This window comes from Alphaproteobacteria bacterium, from assembly GCA_015062495.1.
GTDB lineage: Bacteria > Pseudomonadota > Alphaproteobacteria > Rs-D84 > Rs-D84 > Enterousia.
Genome location: SUUN01000001.1, coordinates 36,189 through 59,688 on the forward strand (window position 1 = coordinate 36,189; position 23,500 = coordinate 59,688).

Here is a 23,500-nt window from a genome sequence, read left to right on the forward strand (position 1 = left end):
AATCCTTTTTGACATCTGTTGAATTTGGGTGAGCATTGAATTGCGGGATAACAAAAGATTCTTATCGGTTGCGCAATATTTTCTGCTTGTGTAATTCTGCGCGTATACGAGATTTTGGACCACACATACGAAATCCAATTACGTGTCCACGACGATATGCACTGGGGACCAGTATCAGACCTGCCATCCCACCCACAATTACTGGCGGATTTAATCGTGTCGGAAAGTTTGCACAAGTCCCAGAAAAAATTTATGTGTCTAACTATTAATATTGGATAAAAATCGTATAAAATTCTTGACTTGTTCTAAATCTGTACTAAACTTAATGGCGAGAGATACCCGGATGGGTGTTTTATTTGTGGCCGGACGGCTGCAGCGGGCTGTATTTGATCATAGATATGGTTGAATATGATATTAATAACAGGCAGAACAAAGGTAAAAAAAGATGTCTGATAATAAAAACAGCGTTACGGTACGCTTTATGAAACCGGTTGTAAAACAAACAATTCCAGAAACTAATATTTCAAGAATCGTAGGGTTTATTGACCCGTTATCTTTTATTCGCTTATATAGAGCTGGTGGAATGGAAGCCAATCCTCGTGTGCCAAAGGAATCGCAAATTACAAAAGCGATTATAGACACAATAGAAAATCAACCAGACTTATTCCCCTTTAAAACCAAAGGCGTATTGTTTGGGGCAACGAAATGTATAGAGTTAGAACGCGAAAGGTATGAAGTATCGTTCGACGGTGAAAAAGATCGTCTAGGCGTATTGGATGGTGGGCACAACACCTTTGCTATTATTAAATATTTATGTGGTTTGCTTGATGATGTTGATGTGCGATTTAAGAAGAAAGATGACATGCAAGATTTTTTTGATGCACATTATCATGATCTGGTGAATAAGTTGCAACAGTTGAAATCAGAAGATGATATATCTGTAAAGTTTGGCATTCCTGTAGAAATTATAATGCCTACAAACTCAGAAGACAAACAAACACTACAAGATTTCTTTGATAACTTGGTTGATATATGTCAGGCGCGTAATAAAAATCAATCATTGAAAGAGGAAGCTTTAGATAACAAGGAAGGCATTTATGATTTTATCAAAGATGAAGTTTTGCCCCATGAAGTCTCAAAACGTATCATTTGGAAGACGAACGAAGAAGGCGATATCCCGTCTACGGATATAATTGCGTTTGCGTGGGCTTTTTTACAAGATTTTGAAAAACCGATGTCGTTAACGCAAATTTATTCGTCTAAGGGTGCGTGCGTAAAGGGGTTTGGAAACCTAGTAAAAAAACGCGATGAAAACGGCCGTTATATTTATGTTGAACAGACACCAGATGCTAAATTAAAAATTACTGATAAGCAACTGCTGTCGGCGCTGAGTTTGATGCGAGTGTTTCCTCGTATATACGATAATGTTTACAAAAAGTTCCCAGAAGCATATAACGCATCTGGTGGATCGTTTGGACGTATAAACGGAGTTAAACGAATAGCTGCCGGTAAAAATCGTAGTTATTTAACCAAGTTTTATAATGAGCCTTGTGATTATTCGTATCCAGATGGTTTTATCGTTCCTTTAATTTGTGGCGCAATTGCCGCTTTAATAACACGTGATGATAACGGTATGTATGCGTGGAAAGTAGACCCGGTTCAGTTTTTTGACGATCATTTAAATGATTTGTTGAAAGTTTATAAGGGGTTAATAGATATGGCGAAATGGAATCCTCAGAATGTTGGAAAAAATTCGTCTACCTATTCAACCATACAGGCTATTGTACCCGCATATCTTTAACAATAACCGCCCCCATGTGGGCGGTTCTTTTATCCATACAATCCTTTTTGACATCTGTTGAATTCGGTTTATACTGATTCCCGGAATGGTGGGATGGGGTTGGAATTGTGCGCCCCGAATAAAATAAAAACCATCCGCCCCACACGACTTCGCCACCCGACACAAACCCCAACAGTGCAAAGAAACTAAACAAAAAACGCACCGTTTGGTGCGTTTTAAAACTGGTGCCGGTTGTCGGACTTGAACCAACGACCTACTGATTACAAATCAGCCGCTCTACCAGCTGAGCTAAACCGGCAATGCCATGCAATTATACATATCTGGGCGCGCAACGCAAGCAAAAAAATCACAAATGGGTGAAAAATATTAGCGCTGGGGTTGGGAGATGTGTCGTGCAATCTGTTATGCGTGTCGATAAGAATGTTTGCCTATGGCATAAGAGTCGGATTTTATGCATAATTTATGGCATGTGTTTAACAATAACAAGGGGCGCTTTTATGATAACCCACCAGGATATTTGGAGTGCGATTGATGCAGTGGCGGTTAGTCATAAAATTACACCATCGCGTATGGCAATTAATTGTGGGCTGGATGCGACCACATTTAATAAAAGCAAGCGTCTGGATTCGTATGGGAAACTGCGTTGGCCGTCATCTGAAACAATTGCCAAGATTCTTAATCGGCATAATATTACCATGACGGAATTTGGGTGTATGTGTGATAAGTGCGCCACAGAGCGTATCAAACGCGAGCAACAGCAGGGTGGAGAAAGTATGTGAACACAAGTGCTGGATATTTTGTCCTTGCCTTTGGGTTTATTTAGGGCAGAATAGGGGGTATGAAAAACGTAAAATTACCAGAATTGTTGGCACCGGCGGGGACGTTGGACGCCTTTAAAACCGCCATTTTATATGGTGCGGATGCGATTTATGCGGGATTGCCCGGGTTTTCAATGCGCGCGCGTGCAAAGATTGATGTCGAAGGGGTGCGCCAGGGTATTGAGTTGGCGCATGCGGCGGGGAAAAAAGTCTATTTGGCATTTAACCTGTTCGCGCATGATTATGAGTATGCAAATATGCCACGAGTGGCAGAGATTATTCGGCATCTAAATCCGGATGCGTTAATTGTATCTGATCCGGGGATTGTTATGTGGGTGCGGGAAAATTTCCCCAATATGCCGATACACATTTCAACCCAGGCAAATATTTGTTCGGCAAAAACGGTGAAATTCTGGCAAAATGCGGGGGCGAAGTTGTGCGTCCTGGCGCGCGAGGTGTCGCACAATGAATTTAAAAACATCCGTGCAGAATGTCCAGATGTCGGTCTGGAAATATTTGTCCATGGGGCGATGTGCATGTCGTATTCGGGGCGGTGTTTGCTGTCGAACTTTATAACAGGGCGACCGGCAAACCGTGGTGCGTGTGCGCAACTGTGTCGGTGGAAGTATGATGTAATCTTGCGTGAGCGCGAATCTGGCGTTGAAATGCCAATCGAAGAAGACGCGCGTGGTGCGTATATCATGAATTCCAAAGATTTGTGCCTGATGCCGCGGTTGGCAGATGTTGTGGCGGCAGGGCCAGATTCATTAAAAATCGAAGGACGCAATCGGTCGGAATACTATGTGGGGTCGGTTGTTCATGCGTATCGTTGCGCGTTGGATGCGTATGCGGCCAATCCAGATAATTTTGATCCTGCGCCGTTTATGGACAGTTTGAACCGGTTGGAAACACGCGGGTATACAACGGCATTCTTTGACGGGCCGGTTGGGGCGGATGCGCATAACTATGAAACAACACGCAGTACGTCGAACTGGCACGCGGCGGGTGTGATTGTGGCGACGGATGATGAAAATATAACGTTTGAGTTACGTAATGAAACGCGCGTGGGCGATGAAATCACATTTATTTTACCAGGGACGATGGATTCTGTGACGGTTAAATTGACCGAATTAATCAACGCCAAGAATGGTGAACGTGTGGAAAAGTTGGCGGCCGGTATGGGCAATTCGATTTTGATTCCGCGGACGTGGTTGGGGGATGCGCATGCGGATAAATTTGTACCATATGTTTTGGCGTACAAGGCCAAGTATCGTAAATAAAAAGACCGCCGTTTGGCGGTTTTGTTATTGTTGCCCCGCATAACTGCATGGGCTGTCCAATTCGAACGAACCAATATCGTCCCAGTATGTGCCCGCAGGCATAATGCATGCGGTTATTTTTATTGCGCCGATTCCAGTTGTAGTGCCATATGCGGGTGTTTTTTTATCGTCGCTATAATGACCCGAAATTTCGGGGCATCGTACGCATTTGTCGGAATCCATATAATATCCAATGTCGCAACCGCATGCAGACCAGGTATTCAGGTCGGGGGTGGTCGAATTGGCGATTGTGCATTTTGTGCATGTGTTATAGTATTTATAATATCCCGCCTTGCATGCGGTAAAGGTTTTTAGAGGGGGGCTTTTGGTGGCGTCGTATTCAAAATATCCGACGTCGTTTAAACCATAATATATGGCGTCTGGCAGATAGCATTGGTCGGCATTGGTGGCGCCGATGTTGCTGGTTTTGTATGCGATTTTGTCGCGCGCCGCGTTGGTGTATAACGTGTTGTTGTCAATGGTTGCGGCGGGACATTTTTCGCATGTTTTTGTGCCATAATATCCGGTATTGCACTTTAATCCCGCTGTATTTGAACAGGTGTCGTAAGTGGTGTAATCTGTGGGGCATTTTATGCATTCGTATTCTTTGGATTGTTCTGTTTCGAAATATGGGAAATATCCATCATTGCATTCTACGCTAAAGCCCGTTGCGTCGGTTATGCCGATGCACATTATTATGCCGATAATGGTGGCTGTGATTTTCATGTGTCGTCCCCCCGTGGTTGGTTGTTAAACAAAACCACCAAAAAACTGTATGGTGGTCGGGGTGTTAGAAAAATCATGAAAAAGAGTGATCCCGTCGGCCTTTGGGGCGAAACGCCCCTGTGGTATAACCGACGGCACCCCGACAATACGACGGGAAAGACACAAACAATTTTGTGTTTGCGTGTATATGGATTACAGTATTTGTTATCATACCGCTTTTTCATAGGCTTTTCTAAGGCCCCGAATACACATCCCTGTATATTCATAAGTAAGTATAATTTATAAAAAGCCCCAGTGCAATTACTTTGCTAAATAAATGTTTAGCAAAGTAAATACGGAATAAAAAATCCCCCAAACGGGGGATTTTTATTCGGAATAGTGGCAGTTTTCGCCATATTCCCAATTGCCGGTGTCATCGGATTCCGAATAGCCCGCCGGGATAAAGCAATCGGTGATGGCGGCTGGGGTGTTGGTGGCTTGATCAAATGTTGTATGGGCAACAAATCCGCCCGATGTTGGGCACAGTTCTGCGCCTGCACCAATCCAATAGGTGGCGGTGCTTCTGTTTGAACCATCAAAAATTATATTTACTGCATCGGCGATGGTATATGTCCCGCCCGGGCAATAATATCCATTTGGGCATGGAAAACATGGTTGTAGCCAAGAACCATATGTACTTGTGTTAAGCGCGGCAAAAGTTCCGGGTTGGCATGTGATTGCTGCGGATGATACATAACATGATGAACTGCTGCCCATATTCCCGGGACATATAGCGCAAGAAGCGGTCCCAGCCCTGCCAAATGTATTGTAATATGCCCCTTCGGTATATACACCGTTGGTTGGCAGTGTTACGGTGCATGGCAGGCATGCATCCACCGATGTTGCGCCGGTTGTGCTGTTATATGTGCCCGCGGGACATGGATACATGCCGAACATGCCAACCGTTTCGAAAAATTGTGAAACACCGGGGCAATAATATCCCTTGGGACAGGTGTCGCATTTGGCGTCGGTGGTAGAGTTTGATTTGTAAAAATACGTTCCGGCGGCACAGGTTGTGACGCTGGTGGCGGCGACACAGGTGTTGCCACTTTTTACATATCCATCGTCACAGGTAAAGTATAAGGTTGTGCCACAATCGCATCCGGACGAGCATGAATAACAGTCGCTTTTGCTGTCTGAACCGGTGGGTGAAGTTCCCGTGTCGCAAATATAATAACAGTCATGTGCATTGTCGGGACATGTGGCGGTTTTTTGCATGGTTGAATATCCGCAACTTTTCCGTCCCTGAAAGGTATCGCCACCAACGGTGTATGTTACGCCGGGACAGTAATAGCCCGCATCACATTCATCGCAACTTTCGCTGCCATCATAATAGTATTTGCCGGCGGGGCATGTGCCGGTTGTTGGCTCGGTTTCGTCGGCTGTCCAATTGGCATAGTATGTTTTGTTGCCGGTTGTGCTGGTTGAAATGCTTGTTGCCTTGGTTGAACCGGTGGATGTTGTGTACCAACCATCAAATGTATAGCCCGAACAAGATGCCGGGGTTGGCAATGTGACTGGCAGGCTGGATGCCGTATATGTTGTCGGGGTCAGGCCGGATACCGAACATGACGATGGTGCGCCAGACTGTTTGGAATATGTGATGGTGTACGATGTTTCAACAGCCTGGCATGCAGTAGAAGTTGTTGTCGTAGAACCGCCCGCCAGACCTGTTGTTGTATAGCCAGAATTACATGTACACGATGTTGCCGTTGCTGATGATGCAGATGAATTGCTGGGGCAAGTTTTACATGTGCCACTGGACAGAAATTGAGTTGTACTGGTACACGATGTGTATGTCTTTGTGCCATCGTCGGTATCGTAAGTAAAAGCACCCGTACTATCTGTGCCATATGCTGTGCCACCGGCTGGTATGCTGCATGCGGCACTGGATGTTGCGCCCGTGGATGATGTTGTGGTGTAAAATGGTGATTGATAGGCGTTTGTTGTGTACAGCAGGTTTCCTTCGTCATCTTCTGCCTGGGGACAACGAGTACATCCATAATAATTACTGGACGTGCCTATTATTAGGTTTCTGTAATAGCCCTTGGCACAGGTAAGTGTTGAACCCGAGCATGTCGCATAAGAACCAGATGATGGACATGGTGCGCATATGTTGTTATATTTATAATAGCCAGAGTTACAGGTGAATGTTGAACTATTGCCACCCGGACATGTTGCATTGTCGGGACATTTGGTACAGCCAGATGTTCCAGACGAGTTCGCCGTACCGTAATAACCACTGGCACATTTATATGTTGGGGCCCCCAAGGAACACGAACATTGAAATTTTGTAGTGCCATTACAGAAATAGCCCGGTTCATTTACGGTGGTTGCCACATAGCCGCCAAGTGTAGTGGTTGTCGTTACGCAAGTGTTGCAGAAATCATCGTTGCAATAATAATCATCAGGGGTCGCGTTTGGGCAACCGCTTAGTCCCGCATTCGCACCCGTTAATGGATAGCAAACGGTTGATGCGCCCCATGCCGTTGTGCCAAGGCAAATTGCCAATGTGGTGAATAGTATGGAAAGTTTTTTCATCTCTTTTAACCCTCGTGTTTTTTTTGTTGTAAAACATGGCCACCAAATGTGGTGGTTGGGTCATCAGAAAAATTATGAAAAAGAACATCAACGACGGTGTATAAAATCAACCGTGTGATTTTTTATAATCAACAACATTCCCCCGATAAGCACGTCGGGGCAAAATACAAACGTTCGCATGCGCGTAACGATTGCGTGTGTGGATTCCAGTACTTGTTATCATACCGCTTTTTCATAGGCTTTTCTAAGGCCCTGAATGCATGTCCCCATGCACTCGGTATTCAGTATAATTTATAAAATGGATAAAAACAAGGGTAAAAATTACCCTTGTTATCTTTTATTTGTTTTCCAGGATTGCAATGCCGGGCAGGGTGCGACCTTCGATAAATTCCAGGAATGCGCCACCGCCGGTGGATACATATGTTATATCGCCTTTTACCCCACATGCGGACAGGGCTGCGACCGTGTCTCCACCGCCGACGATACTGGTTAATTTGCCGGCGCGGGTTTGTTCGGCAATCGCGCGCGCCAATGCAAATGATCCGTATGACCATGTTGGTGACCATTCCGCCATGCCAACTGTGCCGTTCCAGATTACTGTTTTCGCGTTGCGAATGGCCGCAACGTCGCGTTCGGTGGTCTGGATGCCGGCATCAATAATTACGTCGTCATCTTCGATTTGTGTAAAGTCTTTGTTGGTGCGGGCGGCGTCGCGTTCAAATGTTTTTGCGACCCCCTTGTCCAATGGTAATAATACATCGCAGTTGTTCTGTTTGGCGTATTCCAAAATTTCCAGGGCGGTGTCACGCTGGTCCGCTTCGTACAGGGAATTACCAACACGGCCGCCGGTTGCATAGTTGAACGTTGTGCCCAATGCACCGCCGATAATTAAGGTGTCGGACAGTTTGGCCAGGGCCTTTAATACGCCGATTTTGGTGGAAACCTTGCTGCCGGCGACAATGGATAATAATGGGCGTGATGGGTTTTCCATAACTGCGGTCAGGTGTTCAATTTCAGATGCCAACAATTTCCCCGCATATGACGGCAGGATTTCTGCCACACCAACAGTACTGGCGTGGGCGCGGTGTGATACCGCAAATGCATCGTTTACAAATATATCAAATCCCCGTGCCAGGTCGGCGGAAAACGCAGGGTCGTTGGATTCTTCGCCTGCATAAAAGCGCACATTTTCCAGTAATACCACGTCGCCGTCGTGCATTTCGGTCATAAATGATTTATCCAGACAATCAGGGATTAATTTAATTCCCATATAATCTGCGATTGGTTGCAGGGTGTATTCCATATTACGCGCACCCCGTGGGCGACCGCGGTGGGCAACAATCGCGATGCGCGCGCCCAACGCACGCAGGGCGTTGATGGTTGGCATACTTTCGTCAATTCTGAACGGTTCGGTAATTGTGCCGTCTACGATTTGTACGTTAAAGTCGTCGCGCAGTAATACATATTTACCGCGTAAATCCAGATTTTCAATTGTGCGAAGTTTCATTCTTTATCCTTTCCTTAATCGGGCCAAAACTTTTTCGATAATGTTCATTTATACCATATTGGTCAATCGCCTGCAAATGTGATTTCGTGGGGTATCCTGCGTTTTTGTCCCAGCCGTATTGGGGAAAACGCGTGGATAGGTCGTGCATTGTGCGGTCACGTGTTTCCTTGGCAATAATGGATGCGGCGGCGATTGATAATGATTTTGCGTCGCCACGGACGACGGCTGTGCCGACTAAATCGCGCGGCAATCTGTTCCCGTCGATTAAACAGTGGTCGGGCTTTGAATTTAATTTATCAATTGCACGCTTCATGGCGGTCATAGATGCCCACAGTATATTTAATTCGTCGATTTCAGCCGGACTGCATTCGGCAACCGCCCAGATTGTGTTCTGGGTTATCCAGTCGTATGCACGGGCGCGCATGGATGCGGTCATCTGTTTTGAATCGCGGATTATAACGGGAATTTCAATGTCATAGCGTGGGAAAATTACCGCCGCCGCCACAACCGGCCCACACAGGGGGCCACGGCCCGCTTCGTCCACGCCGGCAACCAATTTTGCACCACATGCGATTTCTAATGAAAAGTCAGGTGTTTGTATACTCATGCCTGGAACAATAGCAAGAAACGCGCAGAAAATAAAATACTTTTTTGTTGACAAAAATAGCGTTTTGGAATATTGTCGTAGGCAATATAAAAAGCAGATTGATAACAATCAAAAACAAAGGTAAATATAATGACGCCAAAGCAAGAACTGATTAAATCAACAGAAGAATTGATAAAAAAATCGCAGGACAGTGAACGTGTGTCCCGGGTGGTTGGATATGGTGGTGTTGCAATTGGTGGTGCATGTATGTTGGCTGCAATTGCGATGGCAATTCGGGAAAATTATGATTGGACAGTAATTAATGGTTTGGTTGGGGCGTTGAACCTGTATCTGGGGGGCGCAAATATTCAGCGTGCCAAGACGTGCCGTGGTAATATTCAAAAACTGATTAAGTCAAAGCAGGAATTGGAAAAAATTAAATGGTAGATTCTTATTCCAAGCGTATATCAGATATTATATATGATACGAAAAATTACGAGATTGAGGTACTGTTTTATTTAACCCAGCATTGTAATTTGGGGTGTCGTGGGTGTTATATGCGTTCGTCGCCAAATGCACCCCGGAACGTGTTGCCGTATGATGATTTGGATTTTTATTTGAATCAATTTGATAATGTTCCAAATTTTACAAATATGGTTACTTTTTCGGGCGGGGAAATTTTTACCGCGCCAATAAACTATGTGCGGACGTGTGCGAATATGGTTCTGGACCGTGGGTGGGGATTGCAGTTAAAGACAAATGGTGCATGGGTTATGGATACACAAAAATGCGCCGATGTTATGAATATGTTGCAAAATTTGCAACCTGGGCGCGGAATGGTGGCCGACGAAAAACAAATCCATGATTTCTTGCGCCGATATCCAAAATGGCTGTTGCGGGTTTGTGGTCGGTGGTTGTTGATGCGGAAAATGCCCACCACGTCAATGTTAAGTATGGCGGTGTCTGTGGATGATAAATTGCACCCCGTCCAATCGGCGGATTGGTTTGTGAAAATTGCTGATCTGATTACAAACGACAAGAAATTGCGCAACAGGGTGAATTTAAAGACGTTCACAGTTGCAGATTCTGTGCCATTACTGGAATCACGTGTATTGAATAATCCAGATTTGAATGTGCAAAATTTTCAAAAAATGCCGGGTAAATGGGCCGCAAAATACAAGATAAATGGTGCGACGGTCGAATCGTATGTGGGGGATTTCGTGGATGTTGGTAATGTGCCAATGGAAAAAAAGTTGACCGAAATTGTTGTGCCACCATTGGGCGGGTCGCGTGGGCGTGTTGTTTATTGCTTTTACCCCGATGGTACGGTTGGGTTTGATTGTAATTATCTGGAATCGGTTGGACGCGTTCCGTTCAAGACAGATACAGGAACATATAAATCATTTGCGCAAATTCAACATGATATACATGAAAAATTGGTTTCTGATTATGCACGTGTAATTCAAAAATAAAACCCGCAGTTGCGGGTTTTATTTTTTTTTGGTTTAGAACGGTATGTCGTCACCAATGTCAGCCACAGAAATTTCTTCGCGTGGGGCAGATGCCGGGGTGGCGGATGCCGCATATTCAGAACCCGCGCCGTCCATAGATTTTGCACCGCTTAAAATAACCATCTGGCCGCCAAATGGGTTCAAGACAACTTCGGTTGTATAAACGTCTGCGCCGGATTGGTTTTGCCATTTGCGTGTGCGCAGAGAGCCTTCAAGATACAGTTTTGTGCCTTTCTGCAACATGCGTTCGGCAACCTCGACCAAATTGGGGTTAAAGATTACAACGCGATGCCATTCGGTTTGTTCTTTTTGTTCGCCGGTTGCGCGGTCGCGCCAACGATCAGATGTCGCCAGGGAAAAACTGACCACCTTTTGACCGCTGCCCATGGTGCGAACCTGGGGTTCTTGGCCGATGTTTCCAACCAGTATGACTTTATTAATGCTTCCTGCCATGTCACTTTCCTTTTAGTTTTTATTCATATGTTTGATTTGAGCAATTATAACCCTAAAAAGCAAGTCTTTTTTATATAGGACAAGAATGTCAAGAATACACACGTAAGCCAAATAAAAACAAGGAGATATAAAATGATTTACGGCTATATACGTGTGTCAACAGACCATCAAACAACAGAAAACCAGCGTTTCGAAATCAAGCGTTTTTGCGAAAAACAAGATCTGGTCATAGATTGCTGGATAGAAGAGACGATTTCATCAACCAAGGATTTGAGCAAGCGAAAATTGGGACGATTGCTGCGCCGGATTCAAAAAGATGACCTGATTATTGCGTCTGAATTGTCGCGATTGGGGCGTAATTTATTGCAAGTAATGAGTATTTTGCATCATTGTATGGATGTTGGGGCAAAAATCTGGACGATTAAGGATAATTACAGGCTGGGGGCTGATATTACGTCCAAAGTGTTGGCGTTTGCGTTCGGGTTGTCTGCGGAAATTGAACGAAATCTGATTTCGCAACGAACCAAAGAAGCGATTGCGCGTGTCAGGGCCGAAGGAAAACGTGTGGGACGGCCGCTGGGCAGTCGCAATACATATAAATTAGAGGGGCGCGAAAGATACATATCGCAAAAATTAGGTGATGGGCGTTCACGGTATGAAATCGCACGACGTCTGCGGGTGCATCGTGATACATTGGCCCGGTTTATCGAAGACCGAGAAATTCAGCCAGAATGTAGTGTCGAACAAAACCAAACGCCGGTCTTAAAACTGTAATTTGGTTTTTGCCAGGACGTAAATTTCATCTGTGCCAAATGGATTATCAACAAATCCAGCGGTCATGAATTTATATGATGCAGATATCTCGACAGATGGGCGGGTTGCCATGTCAATAGTATGGTTTGCGAATGTGTATTCGCCATTAACGCGACGACCAGTTGGTGTGCGCAGGTACATGTTGCCGCCAATGATTGTGTCGGGTGTGCCAATAGTGAATGTCCAATTATTATGTTTTACACCCATGGTAATAGAACCGGTCATAATGTCTGAAAAGCCATTAATCATAGATTCTGTGGATGCGGTTGGGTTCATTGTGCCAATTGTTGTGCGACCAAATAATGTTGTGTTGCCCAATTGGACTTCATTGTTTAACCCAATAAAAGTAATTGTATTTTGTGAATCTGTGGCCAGGAATCCATCACTGCTTAATAATTCGCTGTTTTTAAAGCCAAATTCGATGTTGCCAAAATGCATACGTGTTTCGTTGTTGTCGCGCAGACGTTCAAAACCAATACCGCGATTCTTGATTTCGATATTATCGTTCAGGTTTGTGTTAAATGCGCGACCATAGCTGTCAACAAATGCGAATTTAATATTTTCTGATTTTACATTGTGTGCAATCGTGCCCGACATGCGTGCGGTCTGTAATGGTACGGTTGTGCCATTGGCCAAAGGTACTAGTTCTGCGCCAACTGGGCGGGTTGCGCGTTCCAGGTCCAACATGCCGTGTCCATATACATTATCAACGCCCACTGCGCCAATATCGCGCGCGGTTTCGAACAATAATGCGGTAATTTGATTGGATTTTAGGTATGGAAAGGCTTCGCGAATGACGGAAATTGCGGCGGATACGATTGGGGCTGCAAAACTGGTGCCGTCGATGATTTCGTCTGATGCGGGGGCGTTAATATTACTGCCGGGGGCGGTAATACAATAGTTTTTTGTTATTCCACATTGATTGCTGTAATATGCCAATTCGCCGGTTTCGCTGTCCCAGGCAACAACATTTACAAAGTGACCGTTCAGTTCAGGTACGTGCAGCGGTAATGCCGACATGGCACTGGATTGGCTGTTGCCATCGTTGCCAGCCGCCCAAACAAATATAGCGTCGTTTTTTTTGGTTGCGTCTGTTAATGCGCCAATAAAGTTTCGGTCTGTTAATTGTTCCATGTGATAGCGGGAATAAACCTGGTTGGCAAAGATGTCCATAGACCAACTGAAATTATAAATGTTCGCGCCGTCCGATGTGGCGGTTCGGATTGTATTGCCAATTTTATTAAATGAATCAAAGTCGCGGTGTGAACGCGCAACGGTGTAAATGTTTACGTCTGCATCAGGGGCAATTGTTCCACCCGCCAGGGCCGCGACATTTGCGCCGTGTGATGTGGTGTTGTCTGAATCAAATACCGCAACATATGAATTTTTACCTGTGTATCCACGGGCCAATGAATATGCAACACGAATGTCGTTATATTGACTGGCGTTATTATTGTAGTTCGTTGTATTAAATATAGATGCCAGGTGAACAGAATCTACGTCGCCACCAACCATTGTATAGGTTGGCAGGGTGGGGCGGGATGTGCCGTCAGAACCGCTGTCGGATGAAGACGCGCCAAATAATGCGATTGCACCACCAATCAATGCCGCAGCCCCCGATGCAACGCCGACGGTTGTTGCAAATGAAAAACCGTCGCCAGCCAAATCGGATGCGCATTTGTCTGGGTTATAACGGCGATACATTGCGTTGTCGCAATTGTTGGCCACGGCCGGTGCGCAACACAGTGCGGCCGATAAAAAGGCAACAAATATATTCTTGTACGTCGTCATGTTTTTCCTTTTGTTCCCGTGTGGACAACCCACACACTATTAATATAGTACAAAGCCTTTGTTTGTCAATGCGAAATGCGGTTTTTTTCTTATGCGGGATGATGATGATTTTTTTATATTTTTACTTGATTTTTTGATTGGTTTTGGTTATTATCGGGGCACGCACTTGGTGCGAAGAACACAGCCGTTCTGTTAAATTTGTGTCCAAATCATTGGTTTGGGTTTCCACAGACGGCGAGGATAACAACACAAAAAAGGATAAAAATCATGGCATTGCCAACATTTACAATGAAACAGTTGATGGAAGCGGGTGTTCATTTCGGTCACCACACACGTCGCTGGAATCCATTGATGACACCATATGTTTATGGCGTAAAAGATAAAATTCATATCATTAATTTGAACAAGACTGCGCCTTTGTTGCACCGTTCTCTGGTTGCGTTGGAAGCAATCGCGGCCGCCGGTGGCAAGGTTCTGTTTGTTGCGACCAAGCATCAGGCAAAAGATATTGTGAAAGATGCAGCAGAACGTTGTGGTCAGTACTATGTTAACAACCGCTGGTTGGGTGGTATGTTGACAAACTGGACAACAGTTTCACAGTCAATTCGTCGTCTGAAGAAAATGGAAGCGGATATCGCAAATGCTGACAAATTGGGTCTGACCAAGAAAGAAGTCGGCGTTATGACCAAAGAAGTTGAAAAACTGCGCGATATTTTCGGTGGTATCTTGGATATGCACGGCGTTCCACAGGCGATGATTGTTATTGATGTGCCACGTGAAATGAACGCGGTTCGTGAAGCGAAAAACCTGGATATCCCAACAATCGCGATTTGCGATACAAATGCAAATCCAGAAATGGTCGACTATCCAGTCCCAGGTAATGATGACGCGGCACGCGCAACACAGTTGTACTGTGACCTGTTCGTGGATGCGATTTTGTCGGGTATCGAAAAACGTTTGGGCGGGGCGGCCGGTAAAAAGGTCGAATCTGATATGCGTGCAGATGCAGCCGATGAATTAGAAGATGAAATCAAGGAAAAAGAAGCCAAGATTAAGTCAAAAACATCTGAAGCCCGCGCAGAACGTCGTGGTAAATTGGCAGATAAAGCCGATAAATAATACTGGGGTTGTGTTATGGGTAAAAACGATAAAACACAAGAACAGTTAATTAAAACATCCGTCGGAAACCAGTATATGGCAACATATGCTGGGGTTCTGGGGGATGCGAAATACTATGAGTGCAAAGATCCGGTAAACGGTAAAACCGTTGGTTTTGTTGCGACAATTATTCCGGGTAAGTTTGGGCCAATGTGTTTGGACTATATTGCGGCGTCGAAACGTGCGCGCAATATCGTAGACAGTACTGGGTCATGGTGGACACGGATATTGTTTGCAAGACAGAGATAATAAACTTTAAACAAATGGGGGATTCAAAATGGCAGAAATTACAGCAAAATTGATTCAGGAACTGCGCGAAAAAACAGCCGCAGGTATGATGGATTGTAAAAAAGCCCTGGTTGAAAATAATGGTGATATCGAAGCCGCAGCAGATTGGTTGCGTCAAAAAGGTATCGTAAAAGCAGCGTCCAAGGCGGGCCGTGTTGCAGCGTCTGGTTTGGTGACGGTTGTGAAATGTGACGATATGGGCTGTGTCGTTGAATTGAATGCAGAAACAGATTTTGTTGCGAAAAATGAAAAATTCCAGAAGCTGGTTGCCGATGTCGCAAACAAGGCAATGGAATTAAAGGGTGATTTTGATGCAACAATGAGTGCGGTTAAAGATGATATCGCGGCGACTATTTCCACAATTGGTGAAAATATGAATCTGCGTCGTATTGCCAGTGTTCAAGGCGATAAAATCTTTACATATATTCATAACGCATTGGTTCCAGGTATGGGCCAGATTGGTGTTGCGGTTGCAATTAATGGTGATGATGCAAAAATCGATGAAATTGGTTCAAAAATCGCAATGCATATTGCAGCGAACAAGCCTGAATTTATGACAATTGCAGATGTTGATCCGGTTGCGGTTGAACGCGAAAAGAAAGTGTTCATCGAATCGGGTGCGACGGCGGGCAAACCAGAAAACATTGTCGAAAAGATGGTTGAAGGTCGTATCAAGAAGTACTATGGCGAATCCGTTCTGGAAGAACAGCCATTCGTTTTGGACCCTTCCAAGGCAGTTAAGGATGTTGTTGCCGAAGCTGGCGGTAAGTTGGCTGGCTTTGCGTTCTTTGTACTGGGTGAAGGTATCGAAAAACGTGAAGACAACCTGGCCGATGAAGTGGCAAAAATGTTGAAGTAATAAAAAATCCCCCGTTTGGGGGATTTTTATTTGAATTTTTTTTATCTTTATATTATAATCTGCCTTGAACCAACAGGGATGTTGGGTCAGGGACGTAAGAAATCCTTTATCATTGCGATGTTCTTTGGGGCATTGAATCCGACTTTGGCAAAATAAATAAACCAGGGCGCGGATGCGCTTTTTATTTTGCAAAAATTCGCCCGATTTTTGTCGGGGGGTCCGTGGCTATACAACAGCGCATACGCGTAAAGGCCACGGAGGTCATTCAATGATATGATTTTCTTAACCCCCTGACCGTCATTTCCATGACGGTTTTTGTTTAATTAAACGAAAAAGGGAAAAGAAAATGAAAAAACACTTTATTTTAACTTCGTTGGTTGCAATTGCCATGTCTTGCCCAGCCGTGGCGGCAACAGATGTTACATTCAGTGGTATGTATAACGGTGACGCATCAAAGATTGCCGATGGTGTTGCAGATACGACATATGATTACGTAAAATCAGACGGTACAACAGCGTCGGGTGTTGCGTATGATGCAAACCCGGTGTTGACCGATTTTACATATCAGGATGTTGATGGGGCAATCAAAAGCCTGGCCGACGGAACGCCAGATATATCGGTATATACCGGCACAACAACCGCGTCGGGCGATATCGTGAGCACACAGACAGTCGCCGCAGGGGAAACAGCAAGCCGTGATAATTACACCTATAAAAACGGTGCGGGTGAAGTTGTAACACTGGGCGAAAATGCACAGGATATGGTTGCAACGCATACTCTGTCCGATTATGCAGGTGGTGCAGTTGCCACGATTACAAATGGTACATCTGATACAGCAATTGATGGTTCAATGTATTCGTTTGAATATGAAGGTCAAACCTTAAAATTATCATCGGATGGGACACAATATACACTGAATGGTATCCCCCAGGAAGAACCAACCTCAGGCGCATTGTTTGATTTGTTGACAGAAGTTCGTGGTGCATTTGATAACGATAAGACAGCAATTGAAAATGCAAAAACCACAACAGCTGATAATTGGACAACAGAACAAACCAACTTTGACGCAGCAAATGATGTGTTTGTCGCAGATAGCAATAAAATTGCGGAACTGAATGGTTATTTCGAAACTGTTGGTGCTGCAACTGATGCGTTGGAAGCAGCCAAGACAGCCCAACAGGTGGCGGCAGATAAATACGCAGAAAACGGTGCATTGTTCCAGGCGGCGAAAGACGTCTATGATGCGCCAATTCTGGAAACAATCACAAATGGTGCGAATGAAGCAATTGATGACGCGTTGGCCGAAGGTGGTGCAATCCGTTCTGAATTGGATGTAAACGCAACAGCAATTGCAGACAATAAAACTGCAATTGAAACTAACGCTGCGAATATTGAAGTAAACGCGACAAATATTGCTGCAAATAAAACTGCAATTGAAACTAATGCTGCGAATATTGAAGTAAACGCGACAGCAATTGCAGACAATAAAACTGCAATTGAAACTAATGCTGCGAATATTGAAGTAAACGCGACAAATATTGCTGCAAATAAAACTGCAATTGAATCCGAAGTTGCACGCGCAACAGCGGCTGAAATCGAATTGGATGGAAAAATTGCCCAAAATACATCAGCAATTGAAGAAGAAGTTGCAAATCGTATCGCGGGTGATGAAATGACATTGGCATCGGCCAAGGCATATGTCGATTCCAAGAACGAATTGGCATTAAAGTCTGCATATGATTATACAGACAGCAAGGTTGACGCATTGGAAGATGAACTGTCGGCCGGTATTGCCAGTGCCGCGGCGATGTCTTCGGTTGCGGTGTCTGGCGTAGGCAAGGGTGAAGTGTCTGTTGGTGGTGGCTATGGCTATTACAACAGTCAATCCGCGATTGCATTGGGTGCGGCGATGGGGCTGACCGATAACTGGTCTGTGAATGCAGCGGCCGGTTTGGCAGATTCAAATGTCACATTCCGTGCAGGAACAAATTACAAGTTCAAATTGTTTTAGTTGAATAAATCCCGCCAAATGGCGGGATTTTTTTAAGAGCAAATAGCAAAGCGCAAATAGCAATTAAATATTAAGACTCGTCATTCCCGCTTGGTTTCACCCACGCAAACATTTGTTTGCGCAGGGCCCGGGGCGGGAATCCACTGCGTCGCAGACATTTTTATGCAGTCCCTGCGGGGCAATAGATACCTGCCTGGTATCACCCACAAAAATTTTCAATTTTTGCGGGGCCCGAAGCGGGTATGACGATTTTATTTTTTTACTTAAATAAACTTTTATTTATCTAAGTAATTGAATTTATAACAACTATAGCGTATAATTGTTTTGTTGCCGGGTGTTCCGGTGATGGGGTGTCGAAACCCTTGCTCTAAGCGTCTGTGATATTAATTGCACGCCGGGTGGCGTGTTTTTATGCTGTGGACGAGAATTTATAACTCCTGGTCTTTGCTGGTCAGGAGGGTTGTGAATAATGCGCGCCTTGTGCGCAAAATAAGCACACAATTCTTAGAGATTGTTTCGAACCTCCTGACCGTCTGATTATTGACGGTTTTTTATTAACAAAATTAAACAGGAGTTTGAACAATGAAAAAAATTTTAATACCAATATTTTTATTTGCACCAATGGTTGCAAATGCGGCGACGACGGCTGTGTGTGTGTCGACAACGTGTCCGTCTTCTTCGTCCACGGCAACAATTTATGATTTGCCGGACCCGGGATGTGGTACATATACAACGAAATGTCTAAGGCGTCAGGTAGGTACATCTGGTCTTACATCAGATTATGTATATCTGCGGTACAAAGATTGCACCGCTTGCAAAAGTGCTGCTACAATGGTAACCCAAAATATATCAACTGGAACTAATCTTATTAGGTATCAGCAGGCGTGTGGTGAAACAACGTCGATGACGACGCGAAATGAGTGTTCATGTGGAACGCAATGTGATTCTGCGTACTGTTTGATTATGTGGACGCCTTGGTCCACGGTCAAGACGGGGTATCAAGAACGCACCAAGTCGGCGTGTAATGCATCAACGAATTGTGCATGCGCTGTTGTGGAAAGAGAGGTTCGATGTGCCGCGGGATACTATGGTACTGCCAGTTATGGTATGCTTGCCGATGGTACATATGGGTATTCCGGTTGTTCACGATGTCCATCATCGGGTGGGGTCTATGGCACAAGTGTTGCGGGCAGTACCGCGATAACATCATGCTATATACCCGCGGGTGATATATCGTGGACCGATAATACAGGCACCTATGTATGTGGTGAAGATTCTTTTTATGTAAAATAAAATGGGGGTGTCCCCCCAGTTTTGTTATTTGCCCCATGTGGTGCCAATTGTAAATTCGGCCACCAATGGAATGGATAACTGGGTTATATTTTCCATGGCGAATTTTATTTTGTGCGCGAATTCATCGGCAAATTCAGATTTACATTCAAATACGATTTCATCGTGCACCTGCATAATCATGCGGATTTTGTCGGCATTGGGGTGCATGATATTTTTATCAATTTCAACCATGGCGCGCCGCATCAGGTCGGCTTCGAATCCCTGGATTGGGGCGTTGATGGCCGCACGCATTGCATAGGCGCGCATGCGCGGATTTTTGACGTCTGGTAATTCAATTCGCCGTCCCCATGGGGTGTACACACAGGCGTTTGCCAATGCAAATTCTTTGGTTTTATCAATATATTCCCGAATTTCGGGCAGGCCAGCCATATATGTGTTTATGATATTTTGCGCATCCCCACGCGATACACCCAGTTGCGACGCTAGACCAAACGATGATATCCCATAAATAATGGAAAAGTTCACGGTTTTTGCCGCGCGGCGTAAATCACGTGGGACCGGTTGGTCGGTGGGGATATTAAATATCTTGCGCGCGGTTTGTTCGTGGATGTCTGCGTTATTATTAAATGTTTCTTTGAATGTGTGGACGTTTGCCATGTCCGCCAACAGGCGCAACTGAATCTGGGAATAGTCAACTGATATCAGCGTATGGCCCGGGGCGGCGATAAAGCATTTGCGGATTTCTTCGCCCAGTTCGGTTTTAATCGGTATGTTTTGCAGGTTCGGATCGCGACTGGACAGGCGGCCGGTGTTGGTGCTGGTCTGTAAATAGGTGGTGTGGATGCGACCGTCGGATGCAATTTGGCGCGGCAATGCGTCTGCGTATGTGCCAGCCAGTTTTGCGATTGAACGCCAATTTAGTATTTTTTCAATGATTTCGTGCGCGTCGATTAAATCGTTTAATGCATCGGCGTCGGTGGAACGCTTTTTATTCGCGGGCAGGTTCAGTTCATCGAATAAAACGCAGCCCAGTTGTTTGGGACTGGCGATATTAAATTCGTGGCCGGCCAATGTCCAGATTTCAGATTGTAATTTTCCCAGTTGTTCGTGGAATATGGCGGACAGGTGTTGCAATTTTGCCCGATCGGCCAGAACGCCAGCGCGTTCCATTTGCATTAATATCGGCATCAGGGGTAAATCGCATGTTTCGTATAATTCGCGTAATTTGTTGTTTGCATTCAGTTCAGGACGCATTAAATCGTACAATGCGCGACAGATACAGGCATCTTCGGCGGCGTACAGGCATGCGTCTGCGACGGTCAGGGTGTCAAAGCGCATGTCAGCGTCGCGGGTTTTGGGCGGAAACAGGGATGAAAATTTTATGTTTTCGTGCCCCAGGTACATTAATGCCAATTCATCCAGCCCGTGGCCGTGGCGCGTGCCGTGCAAGGCATATGACAACAGCATTGTGTCGTCGATTGGGCGAATTAGTGTTGTATCCCAACCCTCGTTAGCCATAATATGTAAATCATATTTCAGGTTATGACCAATTTTTATAATGTCTGGGTTTGTTAGTATGGGCCACAATTTTTCCCGTACAATTTCAATTGGGATTTGATTTGGCGCGATATTGTCACCCCCAAACAGGTCGGGTGTGCCACACCGATGACGGATTGGGATATATGCCCCATGTGTGTCGTCAATCGCCAATGATATGCCGACGATTTTATCGGATATATGATTTAAACCGGTTGTTTCGGTGTCAATTGCCAATATTTTATCGATACGTCCCAGATATTTTTCCAGTGCTGATACGGTTGTAATTGTTTCGCATTTGATTTCGCGTTTTTTTGCAGGCGCGGGGGCAGGGGACGCGTCGGGTACATCACACGCGTTGCCGGGAAACGAAAATTCAGTTGCAGCGGGTGAATTTTGTTCGACTGGAAACAGTTTTTCGATTTTTGCAATCAGCGAATTGCTTTCGATATTTTTGCGAATAAATTCCAGTGCGCCCGGTGTGTTAAATCGAAATGGGGTAATCGTTAATCCCGATAAATCGACATCTGTCTTTAATGTGACCAGTTGTTTGGAAATGTACGCCATTTCACGGTTGTCGCGCAACAGACCGCGAATGCGTTCGTTTTGAACCGCGTCCAGGTTTGCATACAGGTTGTCCAGGCTGCCGAACTGGTTGATAAGTTCCGCCGCCTTTTTCGGGCCAATACCGGGCACGCCGGGAACGTTATCGGACGAATCGCCCATCAGGGATTGAACGTCGATAACCTGGTGCGGTTTGACACCGAATTTTTCCAGGACGGCGTCTTCGTGGATTTCGCGATTTTTCATGCCGTCGTATAAAAAGACGCAGTCGGATACCAGTTGCATCAGGTCTTTGTCACTGGTGATAATTCGGGTGGCGTTTGTTGATGTACAGTTTTGGTGCGCCAGGGTGGCGATTACATCGTCGGCTTCGACCCCGGGAACGCACAAGACCGGCATTCCCAATGACATCAGGCCAGATTGAATCATTTGGCCCTGGGCGATTAAGTCCGCCGGTGTGGCCGCGCGGTTCATTTTGTATTCGGGGTATATATCCTGGCGAAATGTGATGCGGGATGCGTCGAATACGCATATAAATGCATCGTCGGGTTTTGCGGATGCCAATATGGGTAAAATCATATTGAAAAATCCGTACACTGCACCGGTCGGTGTGCCGTCGGCACGGGTCAGGCGACTGTGCACGCCATAGTAGGCACGAAACAAAAGCGAATTTCCGTCAATCAGTGTCAGCATATAATTTTTCCCCAGGTTGTTAGTTTGGGGGGCAAATGCCCCCCCGATTGTTATTTAAAAGACATAACGCAGTTTTACGCGACCTTCGTATTGTAACAGGTCTGGTTCTGTGTCTGTTGCTTTGAAAATGTCTGGGGCGTACAGGACGCGACCTTCGACGTCGATGTTAAATGGAATTACCGGTATGTCCAGTGTGATTCCCAACATGCCCTGGTATACCAAGGTATCTTCGATATCAATTGTGGCCAGATTTTTGGGTTCGTATTTGCTGTCGAATGTAGAGCCAATACCAACGCCGATGTATGGTTTTACAATTGGGGTGGGTAATTTAAAGTACGCATTAACCAACCCCAGGTTTGCGGTTATGGCATCTGCGTCCAGATAGTTGTATTCCAATTCAACGCGGAACAATGGAATATCCATACCCAGAACCGCACCATATGATTGTGATGATTTAGAAATATCGTTGTCGTCTGCGAACAGGGTATAACCACCAATGCCGTATGTTGCGCCGGCATAGATATCAAACAGCATATTTGCGTTCGCCGCGCCCGCGGACATCATAATTGTGGTCGCAGTTAAAATAGCAAAAGATTTTATGTTCATGTTTTCTCCTTTCTGTGATAGTATAATAAAAAAAAGAGTGGTAAATATGCAAGAAAATAAACCTTGTTTAGTCGTTGGATTGGGGAATCCCGGGGCGCAGTATGCGAATACGCGTCATAATGTTGGTTTTATGGCGGTTGATTACCTGGCGGGGGTGGGGGCGACGTGGAAAAATGAAAAAGACGCGCTAACCACGCGTGCGGAAATTGATGGGCGACGCGTGATTTTTGTAAAACCCCAGACGTTTATGAACAACAGTGGTGTGGCGGTTGGGGCATTGATGACATTTTATAAAATACCGTTGGAAAATTTGATTGTAATTCATGATGATATGGATATTACGGTTGGTGATTGCCGCGAAAAAATCGGCGGGGGCAGTGCCGGACACAATGGTATTCGTTCGATTGATGCGCACGTTGGACGCGATTATCGTCGGATTCGTATTGGAATTGGACATCCGCGTGACTTTGATTTGCCGATAGATCCGGCGGATTGGGTTCTGGGGAAATTTGGTACGGCGCAGTTGGTTTTGATTGACAGTGCAATTGGCAAAATAAAATTGTGGTAGTTGATAAAATAAATCCCGG

The 23,500-nt window shown here is 45.2% G+C and carries 20 protein-coding genes and 1 tRNA gene; 12 read left to right on the forward strand and 9 right to left on the reverse strand.

Annotated features, from left to right (window positions below; genetic code table 11):
• Positions 1-445 precede the first annotated feature (445 nt).
• Positions 446-1,801 carry a hypothetical protein gene (locus E7008_00185; protein ID MBE6456354.1) on the forward strand — a complete coding sequence of 452 codons (1,356 nt, stop codon included), beginning with the start codon at positions 446-448 and terminating at the stop codon, positions 1,799-1,801.
• Between the two features lie 222 nt (positions 1,802-2,023).
• On the opposite strand, the gene E7008_00190 is transcribed toward E7008_00185, so the two are convergent.
• A tRNA-Thr gene (locus E7008_00190) sits at positions 2,024-2,099 on the reverse strand.
• 199 nt (positions 2,100-2,298) lie between these two features.
• Here E7008_00190 and E7008_00195 point away from each other — a divergent pair.
• Together E7008_00195 and E7008_00200 are read left to right on the forward strand one after the other, a co-directional pair.
• Positions 2,299-2,580: a hypothetical protein gene (locus tag E7008_00195; GenBank protein MBE6456355.1), complete on the forward strand. Its 282-nt coding sequence runs from the start codon at positions 2,299-2,301 to the stop codon at positions 2,578-2,580.
• Between the two features lie 59 nt (positions 2,581-2,639).
• Positions 2,640-3,899 carry a U32 family peptidase gene (locus E7008_00200; protein ID MBE6456356.1) on the forward strand — a complete coding sequence of 420 codons (1,260 nt, stop codon included), beginning with the start codon at positions 2,640-2,642 and terminating at the stop codon, positions 3,897-3,899.
• A gap of 24 nt (positions 3,900-3,923) precedes the next feature.
• On the opposite strand, the gene E7008_00205 is transcribed toward E7008_00200, so the two are convergent.
• From E7008_00205 to E7008_00220, 4 genes are all read right to left on the reverse strand, one after another.
• Positions 3,924-4,664, reverse strand: a complete 741-nt coding sequence (locus E7008_00205; GenBank protein ID MBE6456357.1) for a hypothetical protein — start codon at positions 4,662-4,664, stop codon at positions 3,924-3,926.
• Between the two features lie 366 nt (positions 4,665-5,030).
• A complete protein-coding gene (locus E7008_00210; GenBank protein MBE6456358.1) occupies positions 5,031-7,244 on the reverse strand; it encodes a hypothetical protein in 2,214 nt (737 codons plus the stop codon).
• Positions 7,245-7,581: 337 nt separating this feature from the next.
• A complete protein-coding gene (locus E7008_00215; GenBank protein MBE6456359.1) occupies positions 7,582-8,751 on the reverse strand; it encodes a phosphoglycerate kinase in 1,170 nt (389 codons plus the stop codon).
• Complete coding sequence (locus E7008_00220) at positions 8,732-9,358, reverse strand: ribonuclease HII (protein MBE6456360.1); 627 nt, start codon at positions 9,356-9,358, stop codon at positions 8,732-8,734. Before E7008_00220 ends, E7008_00215 begins: the two co-directional genes overlap by 20 nt.
• A gap of 129 nt (positions 9,359-9,487) precedes the next feature.
• Here E7008_00220 and E7008_00225 point away from each other — a divergent pair, with 129 nt between their 5' ends.
• The gene (locus E7008_00225) at positions 9,488-9,784 is read left to right on the forward strand and encodes a hypothetical protein (protein MBE6456361.1); all 297 of its coding nucleotides are present in this window, start codon (positions 9,488-9,490) and stop codon (positions 9,782-9,784) included.
• Positions 9,778-10,809 (forward strand): hypothetical protein, encoded by a 1,032-nt coding sequence (locus E7008_00230; protein MBE6456362.1) that lies wholly within the window; start codon positions 9,778-9,780, stop codon positions 10,807-10,809. Before E7008_00225 ends, E7008_00230 begins: the two co-directional genes overlap by 7 nt.
• A gap of 33 nt (positions 10,810-10,842) precedes the next feature.
• On the opposite strand, the gene ssb is transcribed toward E7008_00230, so the two are convergent.
• Entirely contained in the window at positions 10,843-11,301 is a 459-nt protein-coding gene (gene ssb / locus E7008_00235) for a single-stranded DNA-binding protein (protein MBE6456363.1), read from the reverse strand.
• Positions 11,302-11,433: 132 nt separating this feature from the next.
• Here ssb and E7008_00240 point away from each other — a divergent pair, with 132 nt between their 5' ends.
• Positions 11,434-12,075 carry a master DNA invertase Mpi family serine-type recombinase gene (locus tag E7008_00240; GenBank protein ID MBE6456364.1) on the forward strand — a complete coding sequence of 214 codons (642 nt, stop codon included), beginning with the start codon at positions 11,434-11,436 and terminating at the stop codon, positions 12,073-12,075.
• Here E7008_00240 and E7008_00245 read toward each other — a convergent pair.
• On the reverse strand, positions 12,064-13,905 hold the full coding sequence (locus E7008_00245) for a hypothetical protein (GenBank protein ID MBE6456365.1): 1,842 nt from the start codon (positions 13,903-13,905) through the stop codon (positions 12,064-12,066). The genes E7008_00240 and E7008_00245 overlap by 12 nt on opposite strands.
• A gap of 267 nt (positions 13,906-14,172) precedes the next feature.
• Here E7008_00245 and rpsB point away from each other — a divergent pair, with 267 nt between their 5' ends.
• The 5 genes from rpsB (at position 14,173) to E7008_00270 (ending at position 19,514) form a co-directional block, all read left to right on the forward strand.
• Positions 14,173-15,024, forward strand: coding sequence for a 30S ribosomal protein S2 (gene rpsB, locus E7008_00250; GenBank protein ID MBE6456366.1), 852 nt, complete (start codon positions 14,173-14,175; stop codon positions 15,022-15,024).
• A gap of 15 nt (positions 15,025-15,039) precedes the next feature.
• A complete protein-coding gene (locus E7008_00255; GenBank protein ID MBE6456367.1) occupies positions 15,040-15,312 on the forward strand; it encodes a hypothetical protein in 273 nt (90 codons plus the stop codon).
• A 28-nt stretch (positions 15,313-15,340) separates the two neighbouring features.
• Positions 15,341-16,210: an elongation factor Ts gene (locus tag E7008_00260; GenBank protein MBE6456368.1), complete on the forward strand. Its 870-nt coding sequence runs from the start codon at positions 15,341-15,343 to the stop codon at positions 16,208-16,210.
• Between the two features lie 346 nt (positions 16,211-16,556).
• Positions 16,557-18,221, forward strand: a complete 1,665-nt coding sequence (locus E7008_00265; protein ID MBE6456369.1) for a hypothetical protein — start codon at positions 16,557-16,559, stop codon at positions 18,219-18,221.
• A gap of 582 nt (positions 18,222-18,803) precedes the next feature.
• Positions 18,804-19,514, forward strand: coding sequence for a hypothetical protein (locus E7008_00270; GenBank protein ID MBE6456370.1), 711 nt, complete (start codon positions 18,804-18,806; stop codon positions 19,512-19,514).
• A gap of 24 nt (positions 19,515-19,538) precedes the next feature.
• Here the strand turns inward: E7008_00270 and polA are convergent, their stop codons facing one another.
• Together polA and E7008_00280 are read right to left on the reverse strand one after the other, a co-directional pair.
• A complete protein-coding gene (polA, locus tag E7008_00275) occupies positions 19,539-22,307 on the reverse strand; it encodes a DNA polymerase I (protein ID MBE6456371.1) in 2,769 nt (922 codons plus the stop codon).
• Between the two features lie 54 nt (positions 22,308-22,361).
• Entirely contained in the window at positions 22,362-22,913 is a 552-nt protein-coding gene (locus E7008_00280) for a porin family protein (protein MBE6456372.1), read from the reverse strand.
• Between E7008_00280 and E7008_00285 the strand changes: the two genes are divergently transcribed.
• Positions 22,906-23,481, forward strand: a complete 576-nt coding sequence (locus E7008_00285; protein MBE6456373.1) for an aminoacyl-tRNA hydrolase — start codon at positions 22,906-22,908, stop codon at positions 23,479-23,481. The two genes, E7008_00280 and E7008_00285, sit on opposite strands and share 8 nt — an antisense overlap.
• The last annotated feature ends 19 nt before the right edge of the window (positions 23,482-23,500 follow it).

What these genes read in the sequence shown, in the direction of transcription:
- E7008_00280 (MBE6456372.1), bottom strand. Translation starts at nt 22,913, where the DNA reads ATGAACATAAAATCTTTTGCTATTTTAACTGCGACCACAATTATGATG.
- E7008_00200 (MBE6456356.1), top strand. Translation starts at nt 2,640, where the DNA reads ATGAAAAACGTAAAATTACCAGAATTGTTGGCACCGGCGGGGACGTTG.
- E7008_00205 (MBE6456357.1), bottom strand. Translation starts at nt 4,664, where the DNA reads ATGAAAATCACAGCCACCATTATCGGCATAATAATGTGCATCGGCATA.
- E7008_00220 (MBE6456360.1), bottom strand. Translation starts at nt 9,358, where the DNA reads ATGAGTATACAAACACCTGACTTTTCATTAGAAATCGCATGTGGTGCA.
- E7008_00240 (MBE6456364.1), top strand. Translation starts at nt 11,434, where the DNA reads ATGATTTACGGCTATATACGTGTGTCAACAGACCATCAAACAACAGAA.
- E7008_00185 (MBE6456354.1), top strand. Translation starts at nt 446, where the DNA reads ATGTCTGATAATAAAAACAGCGTTACGGTACGCTTTATGAAACCGGTT.
- ssb (MBE6456363.1), bottom strand. Translation starts at nt 11,301, where the DNA reads ATGGCAGGAAGCATTAATAAAGTCATACTGGTTGGAAACATCGGCCAA.
- E7008_00225 (MBE6456361.1), top strand. Translation starts at nt 9,488, where the DNA reads ATGACGCCAAAGCAAGAACTGATTAAATCAACAGAAGAATTGATAAAA.
- polA (MBE6456371.1), bottom strand. Translation starts at nt 22,307, where the DNA reads ATGCTGACACTGATTGACGGAAATTCGCTTTTGTTTCGTGCCTACTAT.
- E7008_00265 (MBE6456369.1), top strand. Translation starts at nt 16,557, where the DNA reads ATGAAAAAACACTTTATTTTAACTTCGTTGGTTGCAATTGCCATGTCT.
- E7008_00255 (MBE6456367.1), top strand. Translation starts at nt 15,040, where the DNA reads ATGGGTAAAAACGATAAAACACAAGAACAGTTAATTAAAACATCCGTC.
- E7008_00195 (MBE6456355.1), top strand. Translation starts at nt 2,299, where the DNA reads ATGATAACCCACCAGGATATTTGGAGTGCGATTGATGCAGTGGCGGTT.
- E7008_00210 (MBE6456358.1), bottom strand. Translation starts at nt 7,244, where the DNA reads ATGAAAAAACTTTCCATACTATTCACCACATTGGCAATTTGCCTTGGC.
- E7008_00285 (MBE6456373.1), top strand. Translation starts at nt 22,906, where the DNA reads ATGTTCATGTTTTCTCCTTTCTGTGATAGTATAATAAAAAAAAGAGTG.
- E7008_00270 (MBE6456370.1), top strand. Translation starts at nt 18,804, where the DNA reads ATGAAAAAAATTTTAATACCAATATTTTTATTTGCACCAATGGTTGCA.
- rpsB (MBE6456366.1), top strand. Translation starts at nt 14,173, where the DNA reads ATGGCATTGCCAACATTTACAATGAAACAGTTGATGGAAGCGGGTGTT.
- E7008_00260 (MBE6456368.1), top strand. Translation starts at nt 15,341, where the DNA reads ATGGCAGAAATTACAGCAAAATTGATTCAGGAACTGCGCGAAAAAACA.
- E7008_00215 (MBE6456359.1), bottom strand. Translation starts at nt 8,751, where the DNA reads ATGAAACTTCGCACAATTGAAAATCTGGATTTACGCGGTAAATATGTA.
- E7008_00245 (MBE6456365.1), bottom strand. Translation starts at nt 13,905, where the DNA reads ATGACGACGTACAAGAATATATTTGTTGCCTTTTTATCGGCCGCACTG.
- E7008_00230 (MBE6456362.1), top strand. Translation starts at nt 9,778, where the DNA reads ATGGTAGATTCTTATTCCAAGCGTATATCAGATATTATATATGATACG.